Origin of the sequence: Cryobacterium psychrophilum (assembly GCF_004365915.1) — a bacterium.
Classification (GTDB): Bacteria; Actinomycetota; Actinomycetes; order Actinomycetales; family Microbacteriaceae; genus Cryobacterium; species Cryobacterium psychrophilum.
In genome coordinates, this window is sequence record NZ_SODI01000001.1 from 1875937 (window position 1) to 1896670 (window position 20734).

Consider the following 20734-nt stretch of genomic DNA (forward strand, 5'->3'; position numbering starts at 1 on the left):
TGTTAGCTGGTGGCCACGATGTGGTCGGCCATGGCCGGGATGATCGTGTCGCCGTAGACCCGCAGTGTTTCCTCCTTGTTGTCATGCTGCAGGTAGCCGGCGAATTGGTCGACGCCGAGCGCCTTGAGCGCCTGAAGTTTCTCGATGTGATCCGCCGCCGAGCCCATCAGGCAGAAGCGGTCCACGATCTCATCGGGCACGAACGCGGCATGCTCGTTGCCGGCCTGGCCGTGCTGGTTGTAGTCGTACCCTTCCCGGCCCGCAATGTAGTCGGTGAGCGCCTTCGGCACATTCGAATCGGTACCGTACTTGGAGACGATGTCTGCCACGTGGTTGCCGACCATTCCACCGAACCAGCGACACTGGTTGCGCATGTGCTCCCAGTCGTCTCCGATGTACATGGGCGCTGCGACGCAGAACTTCACCGAGGCGGGGTCACGTCCGGCGTTGGAGGCGGCGGTACGCACGGTGTTGATCATCCACTCGGCCACGTCGAGGTCGGCCATTTGCAGGATGAACCCGTCGCCGACCTCACCGGCGAGTTTGAGTGCGAGCGGTCCGTAGGCGGCGACCCACACCTCGAGGCTTGACCCCTTGCTCCAGGGGAATTGCAGGGTCGCGCCGTTGTGTTCGACGGACCGCGAGTTGGCCAGTTCACGGATCACGTGTATCGATTCCCGCAGCGTCTTGAGGGTCGTCGGCGCCCCATTGGTGGTGCGCACGGCCGAATCACCGCGGCCAATGCCACAGACGGTGCGGTTACCGTACATCTCATTGAGGGTTGCGTAGGTCGAAGCCGTGACCGTCCAATCCCGGGTCGCCGGGTTGGTGACCATCGGTCCGAGAATGATCTTGCTGGTTTCGGCGAGGATGCGGCTGTAGATCACATAGGGCTCCTGCCAGAGCAGGTGTGAGTCGAAGGTCCATACGTGGCTGAAGCCGTGGGCCTCGGCCAGTTTGGCCAGCTGCACCGTTCGTGCGGACGGTGGGTTCGTCTGTAGTACTGCTCCAAAATCCATGGTCGTACTCTTTCCTGGTGGTCGCTAAAGGGTGAGGGGCTTTGGATCAGATGTTTAGATCAGATACTGGCTGAGGCCCCGCTTGATATAACGGCCGTCACCCTGGGTTCCCAGATACTCGTTCCCGTCGATCACGACCTTGCCGCGGGAGATGACGGTGTCGACGTGGCCGTCGATTTCGTAGCCCTCCCAGGCGGAATAGTCCATGTTCATGTGGTGGGTCTTCTCGACCCCGATTGAGGTGTGCCCGTTCGGGTCGTAGATCACAACGTCGCCGTCGGCGCCCGGCTGGATGACGCCCTTGGTGCCGTACATGCCGAACATGCGCGCCGGCGTGGTCGAGCACACCTCGACCCAGCGTTCGAGCGAGATCTTCCCATCCACGACACCCTGGTAGAGCAGGTCCATGCGGTGCTCGACCGAGCCGATGCCGTTCGGGATCTTGGAGAAGTCGGTCAGGCCCATGTCCTTCTGGCCCTTCATACAGAACGGGCAGTGGTCGGTGGAGACCATCTGAATGTCGTTCGTGCGCAGGCTCTGCCACATGTGGTGCTGATGGCCCTCCGCCTTGGCGCGCAGCGGGGTAGAACACACCCACTTGGCGCCCTCGAAGCCGGGCGCGCCGAGGTTGTCCTCAAGAGAGAGATAGAGGTACTGCGGGCAGGTTTCACCAAACACGTTCTGGCCGTTGTCCCTGGCCGTGGCGATTTGGGCCACGGCCTGCTTGGCCGAGACGTGCACGATGTAGAGCGGCGCACCGGTGAGGTTGGCGAGCATGATCGCCCGGTGCGTGGCCTCTTCCTCGGCCTGCCAGGGCCGGGTGAGGCCGTGGTAGAGCGGGCTCGTGTTGCCGGCGGCGATGGCCTGCTGCACGAGCAGGTCAATCACGCTGCCGTTTTCGGCGTGCATCATGATCATGCTGCCGTTGGTGGCGGCCCGCTGCATGGCCTTCACGATCTGGCCGTCATCGGAGAGGAACACACCCTTGTAGGCCATGAACAGCTTGAAACTCGAGACCCCTTCGTTCACGAGTTCGTCCATCGCGGTCAGCGAATCGTCCTGCACGTCGGAGAGAATCTGGTGAAAGCCGTAGTCAATGGCGCACTGACCGGATGCCTTCGTCTGCCACGCCGCATAGCGTTCGAGCACGTTTTCGCCCGCGTACTGCACCACGAAGTCCACAATGCTCGTGGTTCCGCCCCAGGCGGCAGCCCGGGTACCGGTTTCGAAGGTGTCGCTGGCGTGGGTGCCACCAAACGGCATTTCCATGTGGGTGTGGGCGTCGATGCCGCCGGGGATGACGTACTTGCCGCGCGCGTCAATGACCCGGTCGACGTTGGTTTCCACATTGAAACCGAGCAGGGTGGATCCGGGCGCAAGTACCGCGCTGATGGTTTCCCCGTCGATGAGTACGTCGGCGAGTCCTCGACCCGTGGCGTTGACCACGGTGCCGTTCTTAATCAAAGTCTTCATGTGCATCCGTTCTCAAGGGTTCGACAGGGCGAGCGGTCGAGGCTGTCTGCTCGACCGCACGACCCGCGAACGTGGACGATCAGGTGGCGGTGATCAGGGTGCGACGAGGGAATCGTAGGAGTCGGGGCGACGGTCCCGGTAGAACTGCCAGGAGTTGCGTACCTCGCGGATCACTGCGAGGTCGAGGTCACGCACGAGGATCTCTTCGGTGCCCGTGGACGCAACATCACCGACGTAGTTGCCCTTGGGATCAACGAAGTAGGAGCTGCCGTAGAAGGTCACGGCCTCGTCTCCGAATTCTGCTTCCTCGTTGCCGATGCGGTTGTTGGCCCCGACGTAGTACTGGTTTGCGACGGCGGCGGCGGGCTGCTCAAGCTCCCACAGTCGGTTGGACAGGCCGGGCTTGGTCGCCGACGGGTTGAACACGATTTCGGCACCGTTGAGTCCCAGTGCACGCCAGCCCTCGGGAAAATGACGGTCGTAGCAGATGTAGACGCCGATCTTGCCGTACTTCGTCTCGAAGACCGGGTAATCGGTGTTGCCCGGACGGAAGTAGAACTTCTCCCAGAACTGCGGCAGGTGGGGGATGTGGTGCTTGCGGTACTTGCCGAGATAGGTACCGTCCGCGTCGATCACCGCCGCCGTGTTGTACAGCACGCCCGGCTGGTCCTCTTCGTACATGGGCAAGACAATCACCATGTTGAATTCGGCTGCGAGTTTCTGAAACCGCTCAACAATGGGACCGGGCACCGGGTGCGCATACTCGTAATACTTCGAGTCCTGCACGATGCCGAAGTAGGGGCCGTGAAACAGCTCCTGAAAGCAAATTACCTGCACACCGTCTTTGGCCGCAGTTCGCACGAACTCCTCGTGCTTCTGGATCATCGACTCTTCGTCGCCGGTCCAGGTGGCCTGGGTTATGGCCGTTCGAACGATATTTCTCTGGTCAACGCTCATATTTTCGTTCCGCCTGTCGTCTGAGGATCTTGTGCTTCAGGTCTCGAGTTCAGGCGGCTGCGATGGCCGCCTGACTTCTGGCCTGTCGTGATTGGTCCCGCCGGGCAACGTTGTCCGGCTTTGTTATTATTTGACGTAAACATTTCATTTGTGTTTCTCTTAAGTCACACACGCGTTAATCATCCTGTCGCCCGATGAACACTGAGGCAAGAGCAATGCACAACTTTGTCGAAGAAATCGAACACCGTACCCCCGCCGGGATCGCCGCTGCGGTCGGTCGACTGATCGCGGCCGAACGGCTCGCCCCCGGGGATCGACTGCCCACGGTGCGCGACCTCGCGGGCGACCTGGGAGTGAGCCCGGCGACCATCAGCCACGCGTGGAAGGCGCTCTCGTCCGCGGGGCTCATCGTGTCCCGGGGACGCAGCGGAACCTTCGTGCTCGACGCGGCCCCGAAGTGGCTGCCCGCCCGGAGCCAAACCCTGGCCGGACCGCTCGGTTCGGCGCGTCTGGATCTTTCGCGCGGCACGCCGGACCCGCAGTTGCTGCCGGCGCTCGGGCCCGCACTCTCCCGGGTCTCCCAACGCGCCGTCACTCCGAGCTACCAGGATCTCCCCGTGATTCCCGAACTGCTCGACGTGTTGCAGGCGTCCTGGCCCTACCCGGTGCAGGCGATCACCGTCGTCGACGGTGCCCTCGACGCGATCTCCCGGAGCCTGGACCAGATCACCCGGTTCGGTGACCGCGTGATCGTGGAAAATCCGACGTTTCCCCCGTTTTTCGACCTGCTCGACCAGCTCGGGCTCGAGCGGGTTCCGGTTGATATCGACGCCGAGGGGATCGTTCCGGCCAGTCTCGCTGCCGCCCTCCGGCTCGCTCCCACTGCGGTCATCCTGCAACCCCGCGCCCACAACCCCACCGGGGCGTCGATGACCACCACCCGGGCCCGAGATCTGGCTGATTTGCTGGCTGCCAGCCCGTCACAGCCCGTCGTCATCGAGGACGACCATTCCGGCGACATCAGCATCTCCCCCGATGTGAGCCTGGGCCAGTGGCTACCCGACCGGGTGCTGCACGTTCGGAGCTTCTCCAAATCGCACGGCCCCGACCTGCGCATTGCCGCACTCGGCGGCCCGGCGGCTCTCGTCGATCCGATTGTGTCGCGGCGCATGCTCGGGCCCGGGTGGACCAGTCGAATGCTGCAGACGATCCTGCATGACCTGCTCACCAACGGTGACAGCATGGCCCAGGTTAGCGAAGCCCGCCGCATCTACTTCGCCAGGCAGCGCGCCCTCAGAGAGGCGCTGGCCCTGCGCGGCCTCACCCTTGACCAGGCCGACGGCATCAACGCCTGGCTACCCGTCCACGACGAGCGAGATACCATCGTGCGTCTCGCCGCATCCGGAATTCGGGTTGCCGGCGGTTCACCTTTTCTTGCCGCCGAGGGAGGATCGTTCATTCGGGTCACCGCCGGGGCGCTGCCCGACGACGTCGCACCGGTCGCCGAAGCGCTCGCGGCGGCCGCCAACAGCGGGGGGGCGGAGGCGCACTCGCTGAAATCGCGATGGGCATAGCGCTCAGGGCATAGGCTCGACGTAGACCACCGGTTAGCTATGACCGGCTGCGCTGGCCTGGATTTGGGCTGAGGTCCCGCACGCTACCTTTCCGCACCACCACTCTGCGCGACCCTTCGCACAAACAGCCCAGCCGCGTGCACCGCATCGGTTGCGACAACTGCTTGGGCCCGGGTCCGCATTCGGTCGACACCCTTCGAGGACCCGTGAAAATCATCAGCATTCGCCCCCGTTCCCGCCCCCTGGCCGTTGGCCTGCTCGGCGCCACCGCACTGCTCCTGACCGGATGCGCCGCCGGGGGCCAGGCTGCGGCCCCGGCCGAGACCGCCGGGGGCGCCGCCGGTTACCCGGTGTCGCTTCAGAACTGCGGCACCGCCGTCACGGTGGACGCCCAACCGCAACGGGTGGTCACCATCAAGTCCTCGACCACCGAGCTCATGCTCGCCCTCGGTCTCGGCGACCGCATCGTCGGTTCGGCCTTCCTCGACGGCCCGCTGCCGGCGAATCTCATCGAGGAGGGTGCGAACCTCAATGTGATGAGCGACTTCCTCCCCGGGCAGGAAGCCGTTCTCGGCCTCACCCCCGATTTCATCTACGGCGGCTGGGAGTCCAACTTCTCCGCCGATGGCGTGGGTGAGCGTTCGGCCCTCGACGGGCTCGGCATCGGCAGCTACGTGTCGCCGGCGGCGTGCAAGGGCGACGCCATGCCAGACCCGCTCACCTTCGACTCGGTGTTCTCAGAGATCACCGAGGCCGGCGACATTTTCGGCGCGGAACCCGAGGCGGCCACCCTCGTCGGCTCCCTCACGAGCGACCTCGCGGACCTCGAGCCGGTCACGACGGACAAGCGCACCGCGCTCTGGTATTCCAGCGGAACCGACACCCCATATGTTGGTGCCGGCATAGGTTCCCCGGACATGATCATGAAGGCGGCCGGGCTGACAAACATATTCCACGACGTGCAAGACACCTGGACCTCCGTGGGCTGGGAGTCGATCATCGAGGCGAACCCGAACGTGATCGTGCTGGTCGACGCCACCTGGAACACCGCGGCCGACAAGATCGCCAACCTCGAGTCAAGCGCCGCCACCCAGGGACTCGATGCGGTGACCAACAAGCGCTACATCATCCTGCCGTTCGCCTCGACCGAGGCCGGCATTCGCAACGTGGAGGCCGCGGCCTCCACGATCGACCAGCTCGCCGGCCTGAGCAAGTAGCACCGACCGGCGCATGCAAGGCAGTTCGATGGTGGCCGGGTGACACGCCAGGGGTACGCCGCCTGGCTCGTGGCGGCGTTCATCGCCCTGCTCCTCGCCTGCGCCGTGGCCGTCACGATCGGACCAGCCAGCGTGAGTCTCACGCAGGTGCTCGGCATTTTCGCCGAGCGCTTCGGGCTCTCGTTCGGTGACCCGGTTCCCCCGCTGATCGACTCGATTGTCTGGCAACTGCGTTTGCCCCGGGTTCTCACGGCGGCCTTCGTGGGCGCGGGGCTCGCACTCAGCGGGGCGGTGATGCAGAGCGTCACCCGTAACCCGCTCGCCGACCCGTACCTGCTCGGCCTGTCGTCGGGCGCGTCGCTCGGCGCGGTGTGCGTGGTCATTCTTGGAGTGAGTTTCGCCCTTCCGGCCGCCGCCTTTCTCGGCGCCCTCCTCGCCCTCTTCGCCACGCTCAGCATCGCGAGGGTCGGGGGAACGATCACGCCGGCGCGCGCCGTGCTTTCGGGACTGGCCATTGCCCAACTGGCCGCCGCCGCCACATCCTTCGTCATCTTTTGGGCCGCCAAGGGCGACTCCTACCGCGAGATTCTCAACTGGCTGCTCGGTTCCGTGGCGGGCAGTACGTGGCAGAGTGTGGCCATTTCGGGCACCGCGCTGCTCATCGTGGGGATCGGAATCGTGCTCGCGGCGACTCGGCTCGATGCCTTCGCCTTCGGCGACACGTCCGCTGCGAGCCTCGGCATCAACGTGAACGCCACCCGCTGGGCACTACTCGGCTCAGTGGCACTGCTCACCGGCGCCATGGTGGCGGTGAGTGGCTCGATCGGTTTCGTGGGCCTCATCCTCCCGCACCTCGTGCGCGGGCTGAGCGGCCCTGGCCACCGGCGCCTGCTGCCGCTCGTGATCGTGTGCGGCGCCCTGTTCCTCGTGATTGCGGATACGCTCGCCCGCACCGTCTTCGATCCCCGAGAACTCCCCGTGGGCATCATCACCGCGTTCATCGGTGTGCCCGTCTTCATTCTGCTGATCAAGAGAAAGAAGTCGGCCGTATGGGCGTAACGATCAGCGATCTCTCGTTCTCGATCGACGGGACGAGCATTCTGAGCGAGGTCTCGGCATCCGTTGAAACCGGCACGGTCACCGGGTTGCTGGGGCCGAACGGTGCGGGCAAATCCACTCTGCTTCGCCTGGTCGCGGGCATTGAGAAAGCGGATGCCGGCCAGGTCGCCCTCGACGGCGTGGCCATCGGCTCGCTGCCGAGGCGTGAGGTGGCGAGGCGCGTGGCGCTGCTGGAGCAGAACACCTCCCCGAGCGTTGATCTGTCGGTGGCCGAGGTCGTGCTGCTCGGCCGCATTCCGCACCGCACTCGTCTGCTCGGCGGCTTCGGCGGTGACGACGACCGTCAGGTGGCGATGGATGCCCTCGCGGCGGTCGGTGCGAGTGACATCGCCGAGCGCCTCTGGCACACGCTCAGCGGCGGCCAGCAGCAGCGCGTGCAGATCGCCCGGGCACTCGCGCAGCGCCCGGGCCTGCTTCTGCTCGACGAGCCCACCAACCACCTCGACGTGAGCGCCCAGCTCTCGCTGCTCGGGCAGGTTCGGGGCCTCGGTCTCACCGCGATCATGGCGCTGCACGACCTCAACCTTGCGGCCGCTTATTGTGATCGCATCCTGTTGTTGCACGGCGGTCGCCTCGTGGCGGCGGGCACCCCGCGTGAGGTGCTCCGGCCCGAGATCATTGCCGACGTCTACGGCGTCGACTGCTTCATCATGGACCACCCGCGCGGAGGGCATCCCGTGATCGTGTTCTCCGCCCTGGATACCGCTCCGCAGCCTGCCGCCGTGGTCGTCGGCCCGGCTTCGACCAGCACAGACCCGACGAGAGGAACCCCGTGAAGAACGTGACCGTACTGGCCGGAGGTGTCGGCGGCGCCCGCTTCACGCGTGGACTGCTGGCACACCTCGCGCAGGCGCATCCACTTGCCACAGTCACCGTGATCGTGAACACCGGCGACGACATGTGGCTCGACGGGCTGCGCATCTGCCCCGACCTCGACACCGTGATGTACACGCTCGGCGGCGGAATCAACGAGGATCAGGGCTGGGGGCGCCCGGAGGAGACCCGCCGCACCTCGGCCGAGATTGCTGCCTATGGCCGCGGCTGGTCGTGGTTCACTCTCGGCGACCTCGACCTCGCCACGCACATCGTGCGCACCGATCTGCTGCGGGCCGGGTCGACCCTGAGCGAGGCGACCGAGTTTCTTTGCCGTCGCTGGCAGCCGGGCGCGCGCCTGCTGCCGATGAGTGACCAGCCGGTTGAGACGCACGTGCGCCTTGCCGAGAGCGTCGACGAGCACCGCGCCGGGGAACTCATGCACTTCGAGGAATGGTGGGTTCGGTATCGGGCACGTATTCCCGTGACGGAATTCGTGCAGCAGGGGCTCTCCGGCTCCGTGGCCGCTCCCGGCGTGCTCGAGGCGATCGACAGCGCTGACCTGGTGATTCTTCCGCCGTCCAACCCTGTGGTCTCAGTCGGCACCATCCTCGACGTGCCGGGCATTCGCGACGCCCTGCGCACCACGTCGGCGCCGGTCGTTGGCGTGGCGCCGATCATCGGCGGCGGCGCCGTGCGCGGCATGGCCGACGCGTGCCTGCACACCATCGGGGTCGACACCTCGGCCCTCGCCGTGGGCCTGCACTACGGCGCCCGGTCGGCCGGCGGCGTGCTCGATGCCTGGCTCGTTGACGAAACGGATGCCGCCGCACTGCCCCAGCTCGCGGCCGCCGGCATCCGCTCACTCGCCGTGCCCCTGTGGATGCACGACGTCCCCACCACGGCAGCCATGGCCGCCGCCGTGCTCGCGGTCGCGGTCGCCGGCGCAACGTAGCGCCCACCTCACGGCACGTGTTGGCTCCGGCGGCACGTGTTCCAACGAGTGCCAGCCGCTTCAGGAAGTGCCGCGACGACAAACTGTCATTTTCCGTTCACGATTGCACAGATGTTCGTTCACGCCTGCACAACTGGTTCGCAGTTCAGACTGACGCGTTCTGTTCTGCTCAGTTAGCCCGTGGATTGGGCGGTCTGGCTTGCAGTGGAACGGGTGGTTAGCGTTCAGAGTTGAGGTGACCGACGCGGCCCTAGGCACGAGCGGTGGTGAGGTCGGCGAGGGTGCGTTCGCGAATCATGTCACGCTCAAGTTTGGCGAACGCGGCACTGCTTGTCCTCGGGACGAGGCGCCTCCCTACCTATGGCATTTTTCAGTTCGCCAGCCATCGGGGCCAGACGGCCGACGATTCTGTTGGGCAGTGTGCGAAGTCGACCATGCAGTAATCATCGTCGGCGCTTGTATTTAGCTCCAGCGATACAAGAAATGGGGTACAAATGAAAATTCAGAAGATAATTGCGGCGGCGAGTGTAGCTTTGCTGATGTCAGGCCTGGGGGCTAGCGCGGCTTACGCCGACAATTCAGGACACAAACAGGATTCCGACACCGTCGTCATCAGCGGCCAGCAGCTGGGCCCCAAGGATGGTCTCAGATTGGTCACCGAATCGTACGCGATAACCCCCGGGGGCGACCCCGTCGGGGCCAACTACCCGACCACCGCAACAGCAACAGGGGATCCAATGCCCCAGCTCGTCTGGGGGTCGAGCTACGCCTTCTCTAACGAGATCCTTTATACCAGTTACAAGGGATACGCGAAGGCCGCTGCAAATGTGTACAACGGAGAGCGGATTGTAAGAGTTTGCTTCTGGTGGACGCAAGCAAGCAGGACGTCGCCGACGACGTGTGCGAATGCTACCTTCAGCGGCGGTAGTTGGTACGCGTCGCCAGAAGAAATAGCGGTCTTCGATGACTCACTTGATTCCAACGCACCGCAGACCATCTTCAACATCCAGACCTCCCGGATAGACCCGAGGGGTTAATCGACGAGAGGAGGGGGCCGGGTCAGTTGTGCGAATAGTGCACTGCGGGCCTGGTCCCAAGGAATAGAACAAGGAAACCAGAGCCCAACAGAGCCACGAGCCCGCCAGAGATAAGTCCAAGCATCACGCCTGGGGTCGTGTATCCCATGACGTTTAGTGCGATAAAAGCTGACGCATCGAGCACGATGAACGCGACTAGGCAGCCGACAATCGCGCGTAACCATCCAAAGGACGAAGAATCGAATCTGTCATCGCGCACGAGTATGACAAGCCGCAGTCCGATGACGGCAATAGCTTGCCAGCATGCGATTGCGACGACACCCCAGATGATGGATGGCACCGCGAGCGGGTTGACCTCCGGGAATACCGATACGACGCTATCCACCGCATGGGGGAGAGCCCACACCTGGGTGAACACGGACAAGACCAGCAGAACGAGAAGTAACGCGTTCAGCGCGAACGAGGTCCAACGGCGCATCTTTGCCTCCTTGATCTACTTGACTCTTGCCACAGGCACCATACTTGCACATCGACCTAAGGATCATCGCCGCCGTCATCAGTACAGCGGCCCGGTATCGTCGCGAGACTTGTAGTGAATCTGTCGAAGCAAAGCGGAGGCGGGCTCAAACTCGAGGTCTGGCCAGTAGTTTGGCGCTAAGGGTTGAGGTGGCGGTAGATCGTTGCTCGTGAGACGCCGAGGGCTTTGGCGATTTGGGTGGGGGTTTCGCCGCGTTGTTGTCGAGCTTTGGCTGCTGCGAGCGTGTCGGGTGTTATGACGGTCGGGCGTCCACCGACCCGGCCCTGGACTCGGGCGGTGGTGAGGCCGGCGAGGGTGCGTTCGCGAATCATGTCTCGTTCGAGTTCGGCGAACGCGGCCATCATGGTGAAGAAGAATTTGCCTTCTCCGGTGGGCCGGTAAGTTCCGGCGAGTGTGCCGGTGAGGATCTGGAGGGCGATGTGTTTGTCGTGGAGGTCATCGGCGATGGTGAGGACTTCTTTGACGGATCGTCCGAGGCGGTCCAGTTTCCAGACACAGAGGGTGTCGCCTGGCCGGAGGTAGTCGAGCGCGGCGATCAGCCCGGGCCGGCTGAGTGCACGGCTGGAGATGGTGTCGGTGAAGATCCGTCCGCAGCCGATGGATGTGAGTGCGTCGTGTTGCATCGTGGTGTCTTGGCTGTGGGTGGAGACGCGGGCGTAGCCGACGAGGGTGACGTGTGTGGTGGCCATTCGTCTATCGTCTCAGAATAGTCTCAGAACATCGTCGATCCCAACTAGGTTCTGAGACGGGTTGTGGACGTTCGCGCATCGGCGTGTCGTTGATGGTGCTGTTGGTCTCGAAATGTACCGTTTTTGGACACCGGTCAATCGCCGCCACTTGCGGAGGTTGGGTCGAGGAGTGGACGATCGGCGCGGCCGCGCTGTTCACGCACTTCCTGCCGCAGCTCGGCAGCCCCGTCCCGGAGATGGGCGATTTGTTGGTCGCTTATGGTACTGAGCTCGCTGATGCGTTGGTCAGCGTGAGTTCGCTCACGCCGGGCGTTCGCCCGTGCTGCGTCGCGTTCAACGATCGCGGTCGCTAGGTGCTCGCGCAGCGAGCGACCTTCCTCCCGAAGGGTGTCCTTGGCTGTTCGGGCCTGATCGAGCTGGTCCCGAATTTTGGCGAGATCAGTCTCGATGCGCTGAGCTCGGGCTGCCTCGTCGTCGGCGCGGGCAACCGCTCCTCGAGCACGTTCTTCGGCTTCGGCCCACGCGGCAGAAGCCGTCTCGGCGCGCGCTGCGGCGTCATCGCGTTCATGCTCGGCCTCCCCCAGCCGCGTGCGCACGGTCGTCAGCTGCTCGCGCAGCCGGGACAGCTCGGCCTGCGCCTGTGCGTTCTGGGCCTTCGCCGCGGACCGGACGGCGACCAGCTCGGCCGTCACCTGGTCGAGAGCGTGCTCCCGGTCCCCCAGCTCGAGCTGAGTGACGGTGAGGTCGGCGTGCCGCTGGTCGGCCAGCTCTGATGCTTCCGTTGCTGCGGCGTCAGCTTCCAGCCGCTCCGCGTCGGCCTGACGTTGAGCTTGCTCGGCGCGGCGGGTTCGGGTGGTTGCGGCGGCGACTTGTGTGGCGGCCTCGGTCGTCACTGATTCGATCTGAGCCTCAACGGCGTCCGGGTCAGCAACGGTCTGCAGCTCCTCTTTGAGGGCGGTGAGTTGCTGGCCCAGTTGCTCGAGCATCCCTGTGATCTGGCCGCTGAGCTCTCCGGCGCGCTGGCGCGCGGCGTCAACTGGGCGTTTCTCGTCCTCGATGTTCCGGCTCGGTTCGTCGGCCAGACGGCGCCGTGCGCGCCAGCCGGCAGCCCGGTTGTGCCCGTCGTCGTCGCAATACTCCGGGGGCCGGCCACTGCCAGATTCCGCGCTCACTGCGGCGCGGACGCACCCCGGGAACCGGCACGTACGTTGCGCGCCCTGCTGCACCTCATCACTCTTATCGCGCCGCCAGGGAACCCAACCGGCCGCATCCATCTGCCGTAACCGGTCCGGGGTGACGCCGGTGCGCTCGGCCGGGACGTCGATCATGGCGGATGTCGCTGCCGCGTCGATGTCCTCAGGGGGGCGCCATCTGAGCGTGAAGCCGAGGTCATCGCCGAGGAGGGTGAGGTCGGTGCTATAGCAGGCGGCGATACGGCGCAGCCAGGAGTAGAACGTTTCACCGTCGATCGGGGCCGGATGCACGGGCCATCGGCGCGGCCCGGTCACGATGTACTGGTCACAGTAGTTCTCGTTCGAATACGCGCTTTCGTTCGGTGGGCCCGAGGTAGTCGGCCATGACCAGGGTGCGTTGGTTGATGCTTTCCTCACCGCTTTCAACAGCGGCGATCGCCGCAGCGGTCAGGAGGTGGGCGAGTTCCCCGATGGTTCCCTCGCAGCGAGCCAGCAGATATTGGGCCATGTCGTCGGTCGCGATGGTGGAAGGATGCTGCAGTGGCAACGCTCTCGCGAAGCTGGCTAACAACGACACGGTGTCGGCATTGACAGTCCATAGGGGCAGGACGACGGGTTCGAATCGGTTCTCGAGCTGGTCGTCGGATCGGATGGCAAGGTACGCTTCTCGTGTTCCGACGCCGATGATGGGGATGTGTAACTCGTTGCCGAGGAAACGCAGCAGATTGAGGAATTCCCGGCGGCTGCTGCCAGCCCCGGCTAGGACGTTATGCAGCTCGTCGATGACGAGCATGCGCACACCCGTTGACCGCAGCAGACTCAGCGACATCTGCTCCACCTCGGCCAACCGCCACCGGGGTTGAAGTGGCGCGCCCAGCGCGGCTAGGAGCGCGATGTAGAACCGCAGCACGGACGGTTCGGAGGGCATCTGCACGCACAACACGGCGATGTGTTCCCGGTGCGGTTCGGTCACTGGCAGGTGCCCTCGGCGGAACTTTTCCACGATCATCGACTTGCCATTGTTGGTTGGCCCCACCAATAACAGGTTCGGCATCCGCTGTTTGTCGGGCCAGCCCAGCAGGGCCTCCAGTCGGGCGACCGTCACTACCGCCTTGGGGTAGCCGATCCACCGGTCCGCTCGGATCAGCTCCACCCGCTCGCCCGTCGGTAGCCGTGCACTGCCGCGCACCGTGGGGTGCAGGTGAGATAAATCTGGTGCGACATCGTCGGACATGGTCACCACTGCTCGATCTGATCGAATCCAGCGACCGTTATCGCTGGCGACGGTGTGTTCGGTGGCTCATCGTCCGGTGAATCCGCCGGCTCGACGGCGCCCGGGCTCTGGGCGGCGCTCGTCGCTACGGCCGGTGTGGTGCGGCGTCGTTCGGCGTCACGGCGCATGCGTTTCGTGGTTTTCGACGCGGTGCTGGCGATGTCCCTCATCTGCCCGATCATCCGGAACAGGACTTCCTCATCCACCTGCGCGATGCCACGCTCGTGCAACCGGGCCAGGGCACGCTGGTGCTCCCAGAGACTCACAACCGGGTTCGCCATCGTCCGATACGGCACCTCTACATAGAGGTGCCCGTCGGGATCCAACACCCAGATCCGGCTGATGTCCCGCGGGTCCCGCCGGATCAGGAACGGAGCCAACGTGTCGCGCCTGCCGATCCACGGTTTCAACGCGTTGGCGAAGTAGTGGACGTGGTCGATGACGAATCCCGTCCGCGTCAGGGTCCGCCGCACAACGGGGAGAAAATCGATCAGGAACGCTGTCGGGTTCGACACCACCGCCGGCATCCCGGTCGCGGCGACGCCTTCGGCCCACCGGCCGGCGGGCGTCTGCCCCAACGTGCTGTGAAGACTGCCGTGGTAGCTGGCCACAGCCAGGGCCAACCATTTCTCCAACTCGCCAAGCGTCAGCATCGCCATTCGGTCCGAGTCATACCGGCCACGCTCGACCGGATTGGAGAAGGTCGTCCCAGGAAGTTCGTGGACCTGCTGCATCGCGGTCCCAATCACCCGCTCCACGATCCCGCCGTAGTGCGGCCGGCCCGGCGGCCGGTACGCCAGCTCGATTCCGTGCTGCTCGCACCCACGACGCAGCGCCTCGCTCTTAAACTCCGCCGCGTTATCCAAATACAACTGCCGTGGCTTCCCACTCATCGGCCACGGTGCGTCAACTCCCAGACTCTCCAGCCACGGCCGTTTATCGGTGGCAGTATGCGCCAGGCAGAGGCCCACGGACACGGCCGACGGAGCCTCCAACGTGACGACCATCCCCACCAACGTGCGGCTGAACACATCGATCGCCACGGTCAGATACGGGCGCCCGATCGGTTGTCGTTCCCGCTCGTCGACGACGATCACGTCGATGACCGTGTGATCGATCTGCACCTGCTCCAAAATGGTGCCAATCACTGGAACGTCACCGCCGGCGGGCTGCAACGACCGCACCGCATCCGGACCTCCCCGGCGCCGGCCCACCTCCACCGGATTCAACGCCCGGATCCGCCGCTCCACCGTGTTCCGCGCTGGAACTGGAAGCTGTCGCATCCGGCACGCTCCCGCGATGTCACGGTATACCGCCGCCTGGGTTCGCTTCTGCCGGGTCAGGAACTGCTTCCGCACCACCTCACGGACAAGGTCCTCAACCGCGGCTGTCAGCCGCCACGTACCTTTCCCATGCGAGGAACGCCCCGGAGCCAAATCCGTCAGCAACCCCGACCCCGTTCGATGGCGTTTGATAAGCAGGTAGACCTGGCGCCGCGATATCCCCAGCGATAATGCGGCCGCATCGACCGCGGCCCGGCCCACGATCGCTCGGGCCGCCAACGGCGCAATCACCGCTGACACCCTCATCGTGCGATCCCACAGAGCAGCCGGCATCGTCAACGTGCCGGACTCAGAAAAACGTACCGATTCCGCGTCCACCCCGCCACCTCCTTATTGTGCAGAGGAGTAGTGAGCAAAAAACAGTTTAGTGCAGGGGTGAACGGAAAAACCAGTGCTCAACACTCGCCTGCACAACCCCGAAAACACGCGGGACGCTGTGCAATCGTGAACGGAAAATGACACAAACGCCACCGGCCTGTTCGGCCTATTGCGGGGCGGGCCCGACCGGCTCCTGAAGAACCGCGCGCGAGTACGGGCCGAGACCCAGGCCGTGCGCGACGTCGAGGTCCTCGGCCGTGTCCACGTCGCGGCGTATCGTGGACCTCGCGGCCACCTCAAGCGGCACGTAGCCGGCCGCCTCGTGCGCCGCCCGCGACCCGGGGCCGAAGAGAAGCGCAGGAGGCAGGCCCGACCGCACGAGCAGCGCGGTTGTTCCGGTCCCAGCGGCATCGGGCACCATCGCCAGCGCGTACGCCGCGGCGAGGTCCAGTGTCTTCGTGAGGTCTGTGGCGCGCAGCGCGGGAAGGTCGCCCGTGACGACGGCCAGCGGGGCATCGGGGAAGGACGCTCGGGCCGCAGCAGCACCCTGCCGGATCGCCGCGTTGAGCGGGTCCTCGGACGGGGCCCCCGCCCGATCGGCTCCCCTGGCCTCGGGCACGATGACGGCACCGAGCAGCTCCAGTGCGGCACCCAGCGCGACGTCACCCGTGACGACGAACACGCCGAGCACTCGAGGCGACCCGAGCGCCACCGAGACGGTGTCAAGCGCGAAGGCCTCGGCAAGCGCGGCTCGTTCGGGCAGGGCGCCCAGTCGGCTCTTGCCTCCCGGATTCCCCTTGGCCGGAACCACAACGACCCAGCTCAATCGAATGCATCCTCGGTGAGCGCAGCGGCGCGGCCGGCGGCGTACCCCTCCGCATAGCCCTCGTCATGCGCCTCATTCGTCCCCAGACGAAACATGTCCGTCTCACTCGGGCGTTGCAGCGCGGATGCCCCGGCGAGCGTCATATCCCCCACCAGATGCGCGAGGCCACGCACGACGGCGACCGGGTTGCCGCTGGTCTTGCCCTTGACGAGGTCGGCGGCCCCGGCGATCTCGTCGGCGACGGCCGCTGCGGTGACGTCGAGGCGGCGACCAGAGGCATCCGCTGTGCCACGAAGGTCATCGAGCACGGCGAGGCCGGCCGCACCGATCGCGATGTCGGTCTGGCCATCCCGCCACGGGCGACCGGCGGTGTCGGTGATGACGACGCCGAGCCGCAACCCCGTGCGCGCCCGCAACGCGGTGCACAGGGCGCGCGCCGAGGCATCCGGGTCAACGGGCAGCAGCAGCACAACACCGTCGGGCGTGTTGCTCGTGTCGACCCCGGCCGCGGCCATGATCAGCCCCTGCCGGTTTTGCACGATGCGGGTCACGCCGCCCGGATGCGCCCTGGTGGCCACGACCCGCACGGTCTCGTCGGTGATCGCCTGCTCCCGATCGGTCGCCGCGCGTTGCCTGCCCTCGGCCTTGGAGACGATCTTGCTGGTGATGGCCAGAATGTCGCCGTCGATCAGCCGTGAGTCCACGGCCGCGGCGATGAGTGACGCCAGGTCGGCACCGGCCACGATCTCGCCGAAACCGCCCAGGGTGAATACCGTCAGCTCACCGTCCGGGGGCAGGTCGTGCGGCATCTAGCGAACGAGTTTCGGCAGTACCTGCGCGCCGAACACGTCGATCCACTGGCGCTGGTTGCGGCCCACGTTGTGCAGGTAGATGCGATCGAAGCCCAGGTCAACGAACTTCTGAATGTATTTGCGGTGCTCGTCGGGGTCGGCCGAGATGACCATGCGCCCCTCGAAGTCCTCCGGGCGCACGAGCTTGGCAATCTGCTCGAATTCGAACGGGGAGCGAATGTCGCCCTTCGGGAACTTCATTCCGCCGTTCGGCCACTCGAGCAGCGCGTTCTTCATCGCCTCTTCATCGGTTTCGGCCCAGCTCATGTGCAGCTGCAGCACCTTGGGCATCGTTGACGGGTCCTTGCCCGCGTCGCGGGCGCCGTCATCGAACTTGCCAAAGAGCATCGAGATCTTCTCGAGCGGGGCACCGACCGTGATGAGGCCGTCGGCGTGGCGACCGGCGCGCTTGGACGTCACCGGGCCCGCCGTTGCCACCAGGATCTCGGGGGCGACCTCGGGCATGGTCCACAGCCGCGTGGACTCAAGCTTGTAGAACTGGCCGGAGTGTTTCACGTCTTTGCCGGCGAGGGACGCGGTGAACAGCTTCGAAATGATCTCGATGGCCTCGAACATACGGTTGATGCGCTCGGGGGCCTCGGGCCAGTATTGGCCGACGATGTGCTCGTTGAGCGCCTCGCCCGAACCGAGTCCGAGCCAGTGCCGGCCCGGGTACATGGCGGCAAGGGTCGCGGAGGCCTGGGCGACCATGGCGGGGTGCCAGCGAAAGGTCGGTGCGGTGACGCCGGGACCCAGGTCGCCCGTCGTGCGTTCGGCGATGGCCGCGAGCACGCTCCACACGAATGAGCTCTGGCCCTGCTGCGGAACCCACGGTTGAAAGTGATCCGCCGCCATCACGCCGCTGAATCCGTGTTCTTCGGCATACGCCGACAGTGCAACCGCCTCCGAGGGGGCGAATTGCTCCAACATTGCCGCGTAGCCAATCTGCAAATCCGTCATAATGACCTTCCTGTGCATCGGGTGGTCCTCCCCATCTAACCGCAACACCACCCGTCCGCGCTTCCTTGCCCGGTTGGACCGCAGCTTCGCCGGGCGCTGGCGAATAGGCTGGACGCATGCGCATTGCCACCTGGAACGTCAACTCCATCCGTGCCAGAGTCGACCGCACCGTGGACTGGATGGTACGCGAAGACATCGACGTGCTCGCCATGCAGGAGATCAAGTGCAAGCCCGAACAGTTTCCGGCGCAGCCGTTTGAAGACGCGGGCTACGACCTCGCCATTCACGGGCTCAGCCAGTGGAACGGCGTCGCCTTCGCGAGTCGCCTTCCCATCACGGATGTTGTCACCGCCTTCCCGGGGATGCCCGGCTTCCTGAAAGGCGCGGAGGGGCCAGACCTGCCCGCCGAGGCACGGGCCCTCGGCGTGACGATCAACGAGCAGCGCCTCTGGAGCCTCTACGTGCCCAACGGTCGCGCGCTCGGCGACCCGCATTACGCGTACAAGCTCGAATGGCTCGCTGCCCTGCAGCGGCACGCGCAGAGCGAGCTCGCGGCCAATCCGCACCTCGCCCTCGCCCTGATGGGCGACTGGAACGTGGCCCCGTTCGATGAGGACATGGGCGACCCCAGTTTCATGCCCGGCGAATCGACCCACATCTCCGCGCCCGAGCGTGCGGCCTTCACGGCGTTCGAGGCCGCCGGGCTGCACGATGTCGTGCGCCCCCTCGTGCCGGAGGGATTCACGTTCTGGGACTACAAACGCCTGCGCTTCCCCCGCAACGAGGGAATGCGCATCGACTTCATCCTCGGCTCCGAGGCCTTTGCCGACCGCGTCACGGATGCGAGCATCCACCGCAACGAACGTAAGGGTGACGCACCGAGTGATCATGTGCCCGTGGTCGTCGACGTGGATATCGACGGTGAAGACGATGACCGCCCGATGATCTTTTAGCGATAGCCCCAGGACACCATGTCGACATCCGCGCCCCGACCGATCCCGCCGTCGTCGGCATCCGTTACCGTATCGATCTCACGCTGGGTCGACCCGAGCCGCATCGAGGAGGCGACCGGCTGGATGCAGGCCGGCATGGACCTCGCGCACCAATACCCCGGTTTTCTCGGTTCGGGCTGGGTGCGCGCGAGCGAGGACTCCGGGCATTGGCAGATGCTCTACAAGTTCTCCAACGCCCAGTCTCTCAAGGCGTGGGAGTCCTCGATCGACCGCTCTGAGTGGCTGCACGCAGGCCGCGACCTGGTGCTCGATGCCCGTGATGAATCGAAGCGCACGGGAATTGAGGGCTGGTTCGATGCGCCGCAGGAAGCGGAGCCGGGGACCGCCATTCTGCCACCACCACGTTGGAAGCAGGCCGTCAGTATCTGGCTCGGGTTCTTCCCCCTGAACCTGGCATTCACGTTCCTCATAGCCGCATTCGTGCCGGCGTGGAACGACCTCTGGACTGTGGCGCGCGTTCTGCTGACCACCCTCGCCCTGACGCCGATCATGACCTACCTCCTGCTGCCGTGGATCACCCGCATGCTGCGGCCCTGGCTGCAGAAACAAAAAAAGAAGTAGCCGGCCGGTTACACGACACGGAAGCTGAGCTCGCCGATACCGTCGATTCCCCCTGCCACCACGTTGCCGGTCACGATGGCGCCAACGCCGGCGGGCGTGCCGGTGAAGATGACGTCGCCCGGCAGCAGCGTGACGGAGCGTGAGAGCGCGGCAACGATGTCGGGAACGGGCCAGATCTGGTCGACAAGATCGCCGACCTGCTTCGGCTGACCGTCGACGCTCAACCAGATTCGAGCGGATACGGGATGGCCGATAACGCTCGCCGGCACGAGCGGCGTGCACGGGCCGGAGAAATCGAACCCCTTCGCGAGGTCCCATGGCCGGCGGAGCGACTTCGCGCTGTTCTGCAGGTCACGCCGGGTCAGGTCGATTCCCGCGCCGTAGCCCCACACGTGTGCGAGGGCATCGGCGGGCTCGATGCTGCTGCCCCCTTCGCCGATGGCGACGACAAGTTCCATCTCAAAATGCAGGTTTTCCGTCTCTGGCGGGTACGGCACCTCGTTCGGTGCGACCTGGCGCGCCGGTACGCCCTCGTGCACGGCGAAGACCGCGTCGGCGGGCTTGGCGAAGAAGAAGGGAGGCTCGCGGTCGGGATCGTTTCCCATTTCCCTGGCGTGATCGGCGTAATTGCGGCCCACGCAGTACACCCGGCGCACAAAGAAACGGTCGTCGGAACCGGCCACGGGGAGGCTGGCGGGCAATGGTGCCGAGAGTGCGGAACTCATGAGGTCCTTTCGAAGGCGGGCAGGGTGAGGGCTGGGCAGGGGCAGGGCAGAGTCAGGCCAGGAGCGCCGCGATCACGAGCAGCTGCATCAGCAGCGCGGGGGCGGCCACGAAGAAGGCCATCCGGTTGAGCACCCTGATGGATCCGGGCCCCCGCAATCCCGAACCGTTCCACGAGGTAACCGACCAGGATCACGAACCCAATGATCCCCAACCCCACCAGCACGCCGACCATTCACCCGAGCTTACGGCCACGTGCGCGGCGCCCTGCCGCTGGTACCA

At 65.3% G+C, this 20734-nt stretch carries 20 protein-coding genes; 8 read left to right on the plus strand and 12 right to left on the minus strand.

Features of this window, described 5'->3' with window-relative positions; translation table 11 throughout:
* Positions 1-2: 2 nt before the first annotated feature.
* The 3 genes from EDD25_RS08765 to EDD25_RS08775 all read right to left on the minus strand — a co-directional run bounded on the left by EDD25_RS08765 (position 3) and on the right by EDD25_RS08775 (position 3449).
* Entirely contained in the window at positions 3-1019 is a 1017-nt protein-coding gene (locus EDD25_RS08765) for a TIGR03842 family LLM class F420-dependent oxidoreductase (RefSeq protein ID WP_134172936.1), read from the minus strand.
* A gap of 54 nt (positions 1020-1073) precedes the next feature.
* On the minus strand, positions 1074-2492 hold the full coding sequence (hydA, locus tag EDD25_RS08770) for a dihydropyrimidinase (RefSeq protein WP_134172937.1): 1419 nt from the start codon (positions 2490-2492) through the stop codon (positions 1074-1076).
* A 93-nt stretch (positions 2493-2585) separates the two neighbouring features.
* Positions 2586-3449: a nitrilase-related carbon-nitrogen hydrolase gene (locus EDD25_RS08775; RefSeq protein ID WP_134172938.1), complete on the minus strand. Its 864-nt coding sequence runs from the start codon at positions 3447-3449 to the stop codon at positions 2586-2588.
* Between the two features lie 215 nt (positions 3450-3664).
* Here EDD25_RS08775 and EDD25_RS08780 point away from each other — a divergent pair, with 215 nt between their 5' ends.
* From EDD25_RS08780 to EDD25_RS08810, 6 genes are all read left to right on the plus strand, one after another.
* A complete protein-coding gene (locus EDD25_RS08780; protein WP_175183017.1) occupies positions 3665-5023 on the plus strand; it encodes an aminotransferase class I/II-fold pyridoxal phosphate-dependent enzyme in 1359 nt (452 codons plus the stop codon).
* A 206-nt stretch (positions 5024-5229) separates the two neighbouring features.
* Positions 5230-6240: a putative F420-0 ABC transporter substrate-binding protein gene (locus tag EDD25_RS08785; protein ID WP_241986542.1), complete on the plus strand. Its 1011-nt coding sequence runs from the start codon at positions 5230-5232 to the stop codon at positions 6238-6240.
* Positions 6241-6279: 39 nt separating this feature from the next.
* Positions 6280-7299 (plus strand): putative F420-0 ABC transporter permease subunit, encoded by a 1020-nt coding sequence (locus tag EDD25_RS08790; RefSeq protein ID WP_134172940.1) that lies wholly within the window; start codon positions 6280-6282, stop codon positions 7297-7299.
* Positions 7290-8135 carry an ABC transporter ATP-binding protein gene (locus EDD25_RS08795; protein ID WP_134172941.1) on the plus strand — a complete coding sequence of 282 codons (846 nt, stop codon included), beginning with the start codon at positions 7290-7292 and terminating at the stop codon, positions 8133-8135. The genes EDD25_RS08790 and EDD25_RS08795 overlap by 10 nt, the downstream gene beginning before the upstream one ends.
* Positions 8132-9127: a 2-phospho-L-lactate transferase gene (gene cofD, locus EDD25_RS08800; RefSeq protein WP_134172942.1), complete on the plus strand. Its 996-nt coding sequence runs from the start codon at positions 8132-8134 to the stop codon at positions 9125-9127. The genes EDD25_RS08795 and cofD overlap by 4 nt, the downstream gene beginning before the upstream one ends.
* Positions 9128-9621: 494 nt before the next feature.
* Positions 9622-10164 carry a hypothetical protein gene (locus tag EDD25_RS08810; RefSeq protein WP_134172943.1) on the plus strand — a complete coding sequence of 181 codons (543 nt, stop codon included), beginning with the start codon at positions 9622-9624 and terminating at the stop codon, positions 10162-10164.
* A gap of 22 nt (positions 10165-10186) precedes the next feature.
* Here EDD25_RS08810 and EDD25_RS08815 read toward each other — a convergent pair whose 3' ends face one another.
* From EDD25_RS08815 to EDD25_RS08850, 8 genes are all read right to left on the minus strand, one after another.
* The gene (locus EDD25_RS08815) at positions 10187-10642 is read right to left on the minus strand and encodes a DUF2975 domain-containing protein (protein ID WP_134172944.1); all 456 of its coding nucleotides are present in this window, start codon (positions 10640-10642) and stop codon (positions 10187-10189) included.
* A 176-nt stretch (positions 10643-10818) separates the two neighbouring features.
* The gene (locus EDD25_RS08820; protein WP_134172945.1) at positions 10819-11391 is read right to left on the minus strand and encodes a recombinase family protein; all 573 of its coding nucleotides are present in this window, start codon (positions 11389-11391) and stop codon (positions 10819-10821) included.
* Between the two features lie 134 nt (positions 11392-11525).
* Positions 11526-12899, minus strand: coding sequence for a TniQ family protein (locus tag EDD25_RS08825; RefSeq protein WP_134172946.1), 1374 nt, complete (start codon positions 12897-12899; stop codon positions 11526-11528).
* 10 nt (positions 12900-12909) lie between these two features.
* Positions 12910-13818 (minus strand): TniB family NTP-binding protein, encoded by a 909-nt coding sequence (locus tag EDD25_RS08830; RefSeq protein WP_134175310.1) that lies wholly within the window; start codon positions 13816-13818, stop codon positions 12910-12912.
* A 2-nt stretch (positions 13819-13820) separates the two neighbouring features.
* Entirely contained in the window at positions 13821-15401 is a 1581-nt protein-coding gene (locus tag EDD25_RS08835) for a Mu transposase C-terminal domain-containing protein (protein WP_166671248.1), read from the minus strand.
* 283 nt (positions 15402-15684) lie between these two features.
* On the minus strand, positions 15685-16344 hold the full coding sequence (gene cofC, locus EDD25_RS08840; RefSeq protein ID WP_198418895.1) for a 2-phospho-L-lactate guanylyltransferase: 660 nt from the start codon (positions 16342-16344) through the stop codon (positions 15685-15687).
* Positions 16341-17153, minus strand: a complete 813-nt coding sequence (cofE, locus tag EDD25_RS08845; protein ID WP_134172949.1) for a coenzyme F420-0:L-glutamate ligase — start codon at positions 17151-17153, stop codon at positions 16341-16343. The genes cofC and cofE overlap by 4 nt, the downstream gene beginning before the upstream one ends.
* Entirely contained in the window at positions 17154-18155 is a 1002-nt protein-coding gene (locus EDD25_RS08850; RefSeq protein WP_134172950.1) for a TIGR03557 family F420-dependent LLM class oxidoreductase, read from the minus strand.
* A 116-nt stretch (positions 18156-18271) separates the two neighbouring features.
* Here EDD25_RS08850 and EDD25_RS08855 point away from each other — a divergent pair, with 116 nt between their 5' ends.
* Together EDD25_RS08855 and EDD25_RS08860 are read left to right on the plus strand one after the other, a co-directional pair.
* Positions 18272-19108 carry an exodeoxyribonuclease III gene (locus tag EDD25_RS08855; protein ID WP_134172951.1) on the plus strand — a complete coding sequence of 279 codons (837 nt, stop codon included), beginning with the start codon at positions 18272-18274 and terminating at the stop codon, positions 19106-19108.
* 18 nt (positions 19109-19126) lie between these two features.
* On the plus strand, positions 19127-19729 hold the full coding sequence (locus EDD25_RS08860) for a putative antibiotic biosynthesis monooxygenase (RefSeq protein ID WP_134172952.1): 603 nt from the start codon (positions 19127-19129) through the stop codon (positions 19727-19729).
* 8 nt (positions 19730-19737) lie between these two features.
* Here EDD25_RS08860 and EDD25_RS08865 read toward each other — a convergent pair whose 3' ends face one another.
* A complete protein-coding gene (locus EDD25_RS08865) occupies positions 19738-20454 on the minus strand; it encodes a fumarylacetoacetate hydrolase family protein (RefSeq protein WP_134172953.1) in 717 nt (238 codons plus the stop codon).
* Between the last annotated feature and the right edge of the window lie 280 nt (positions 20455-20734).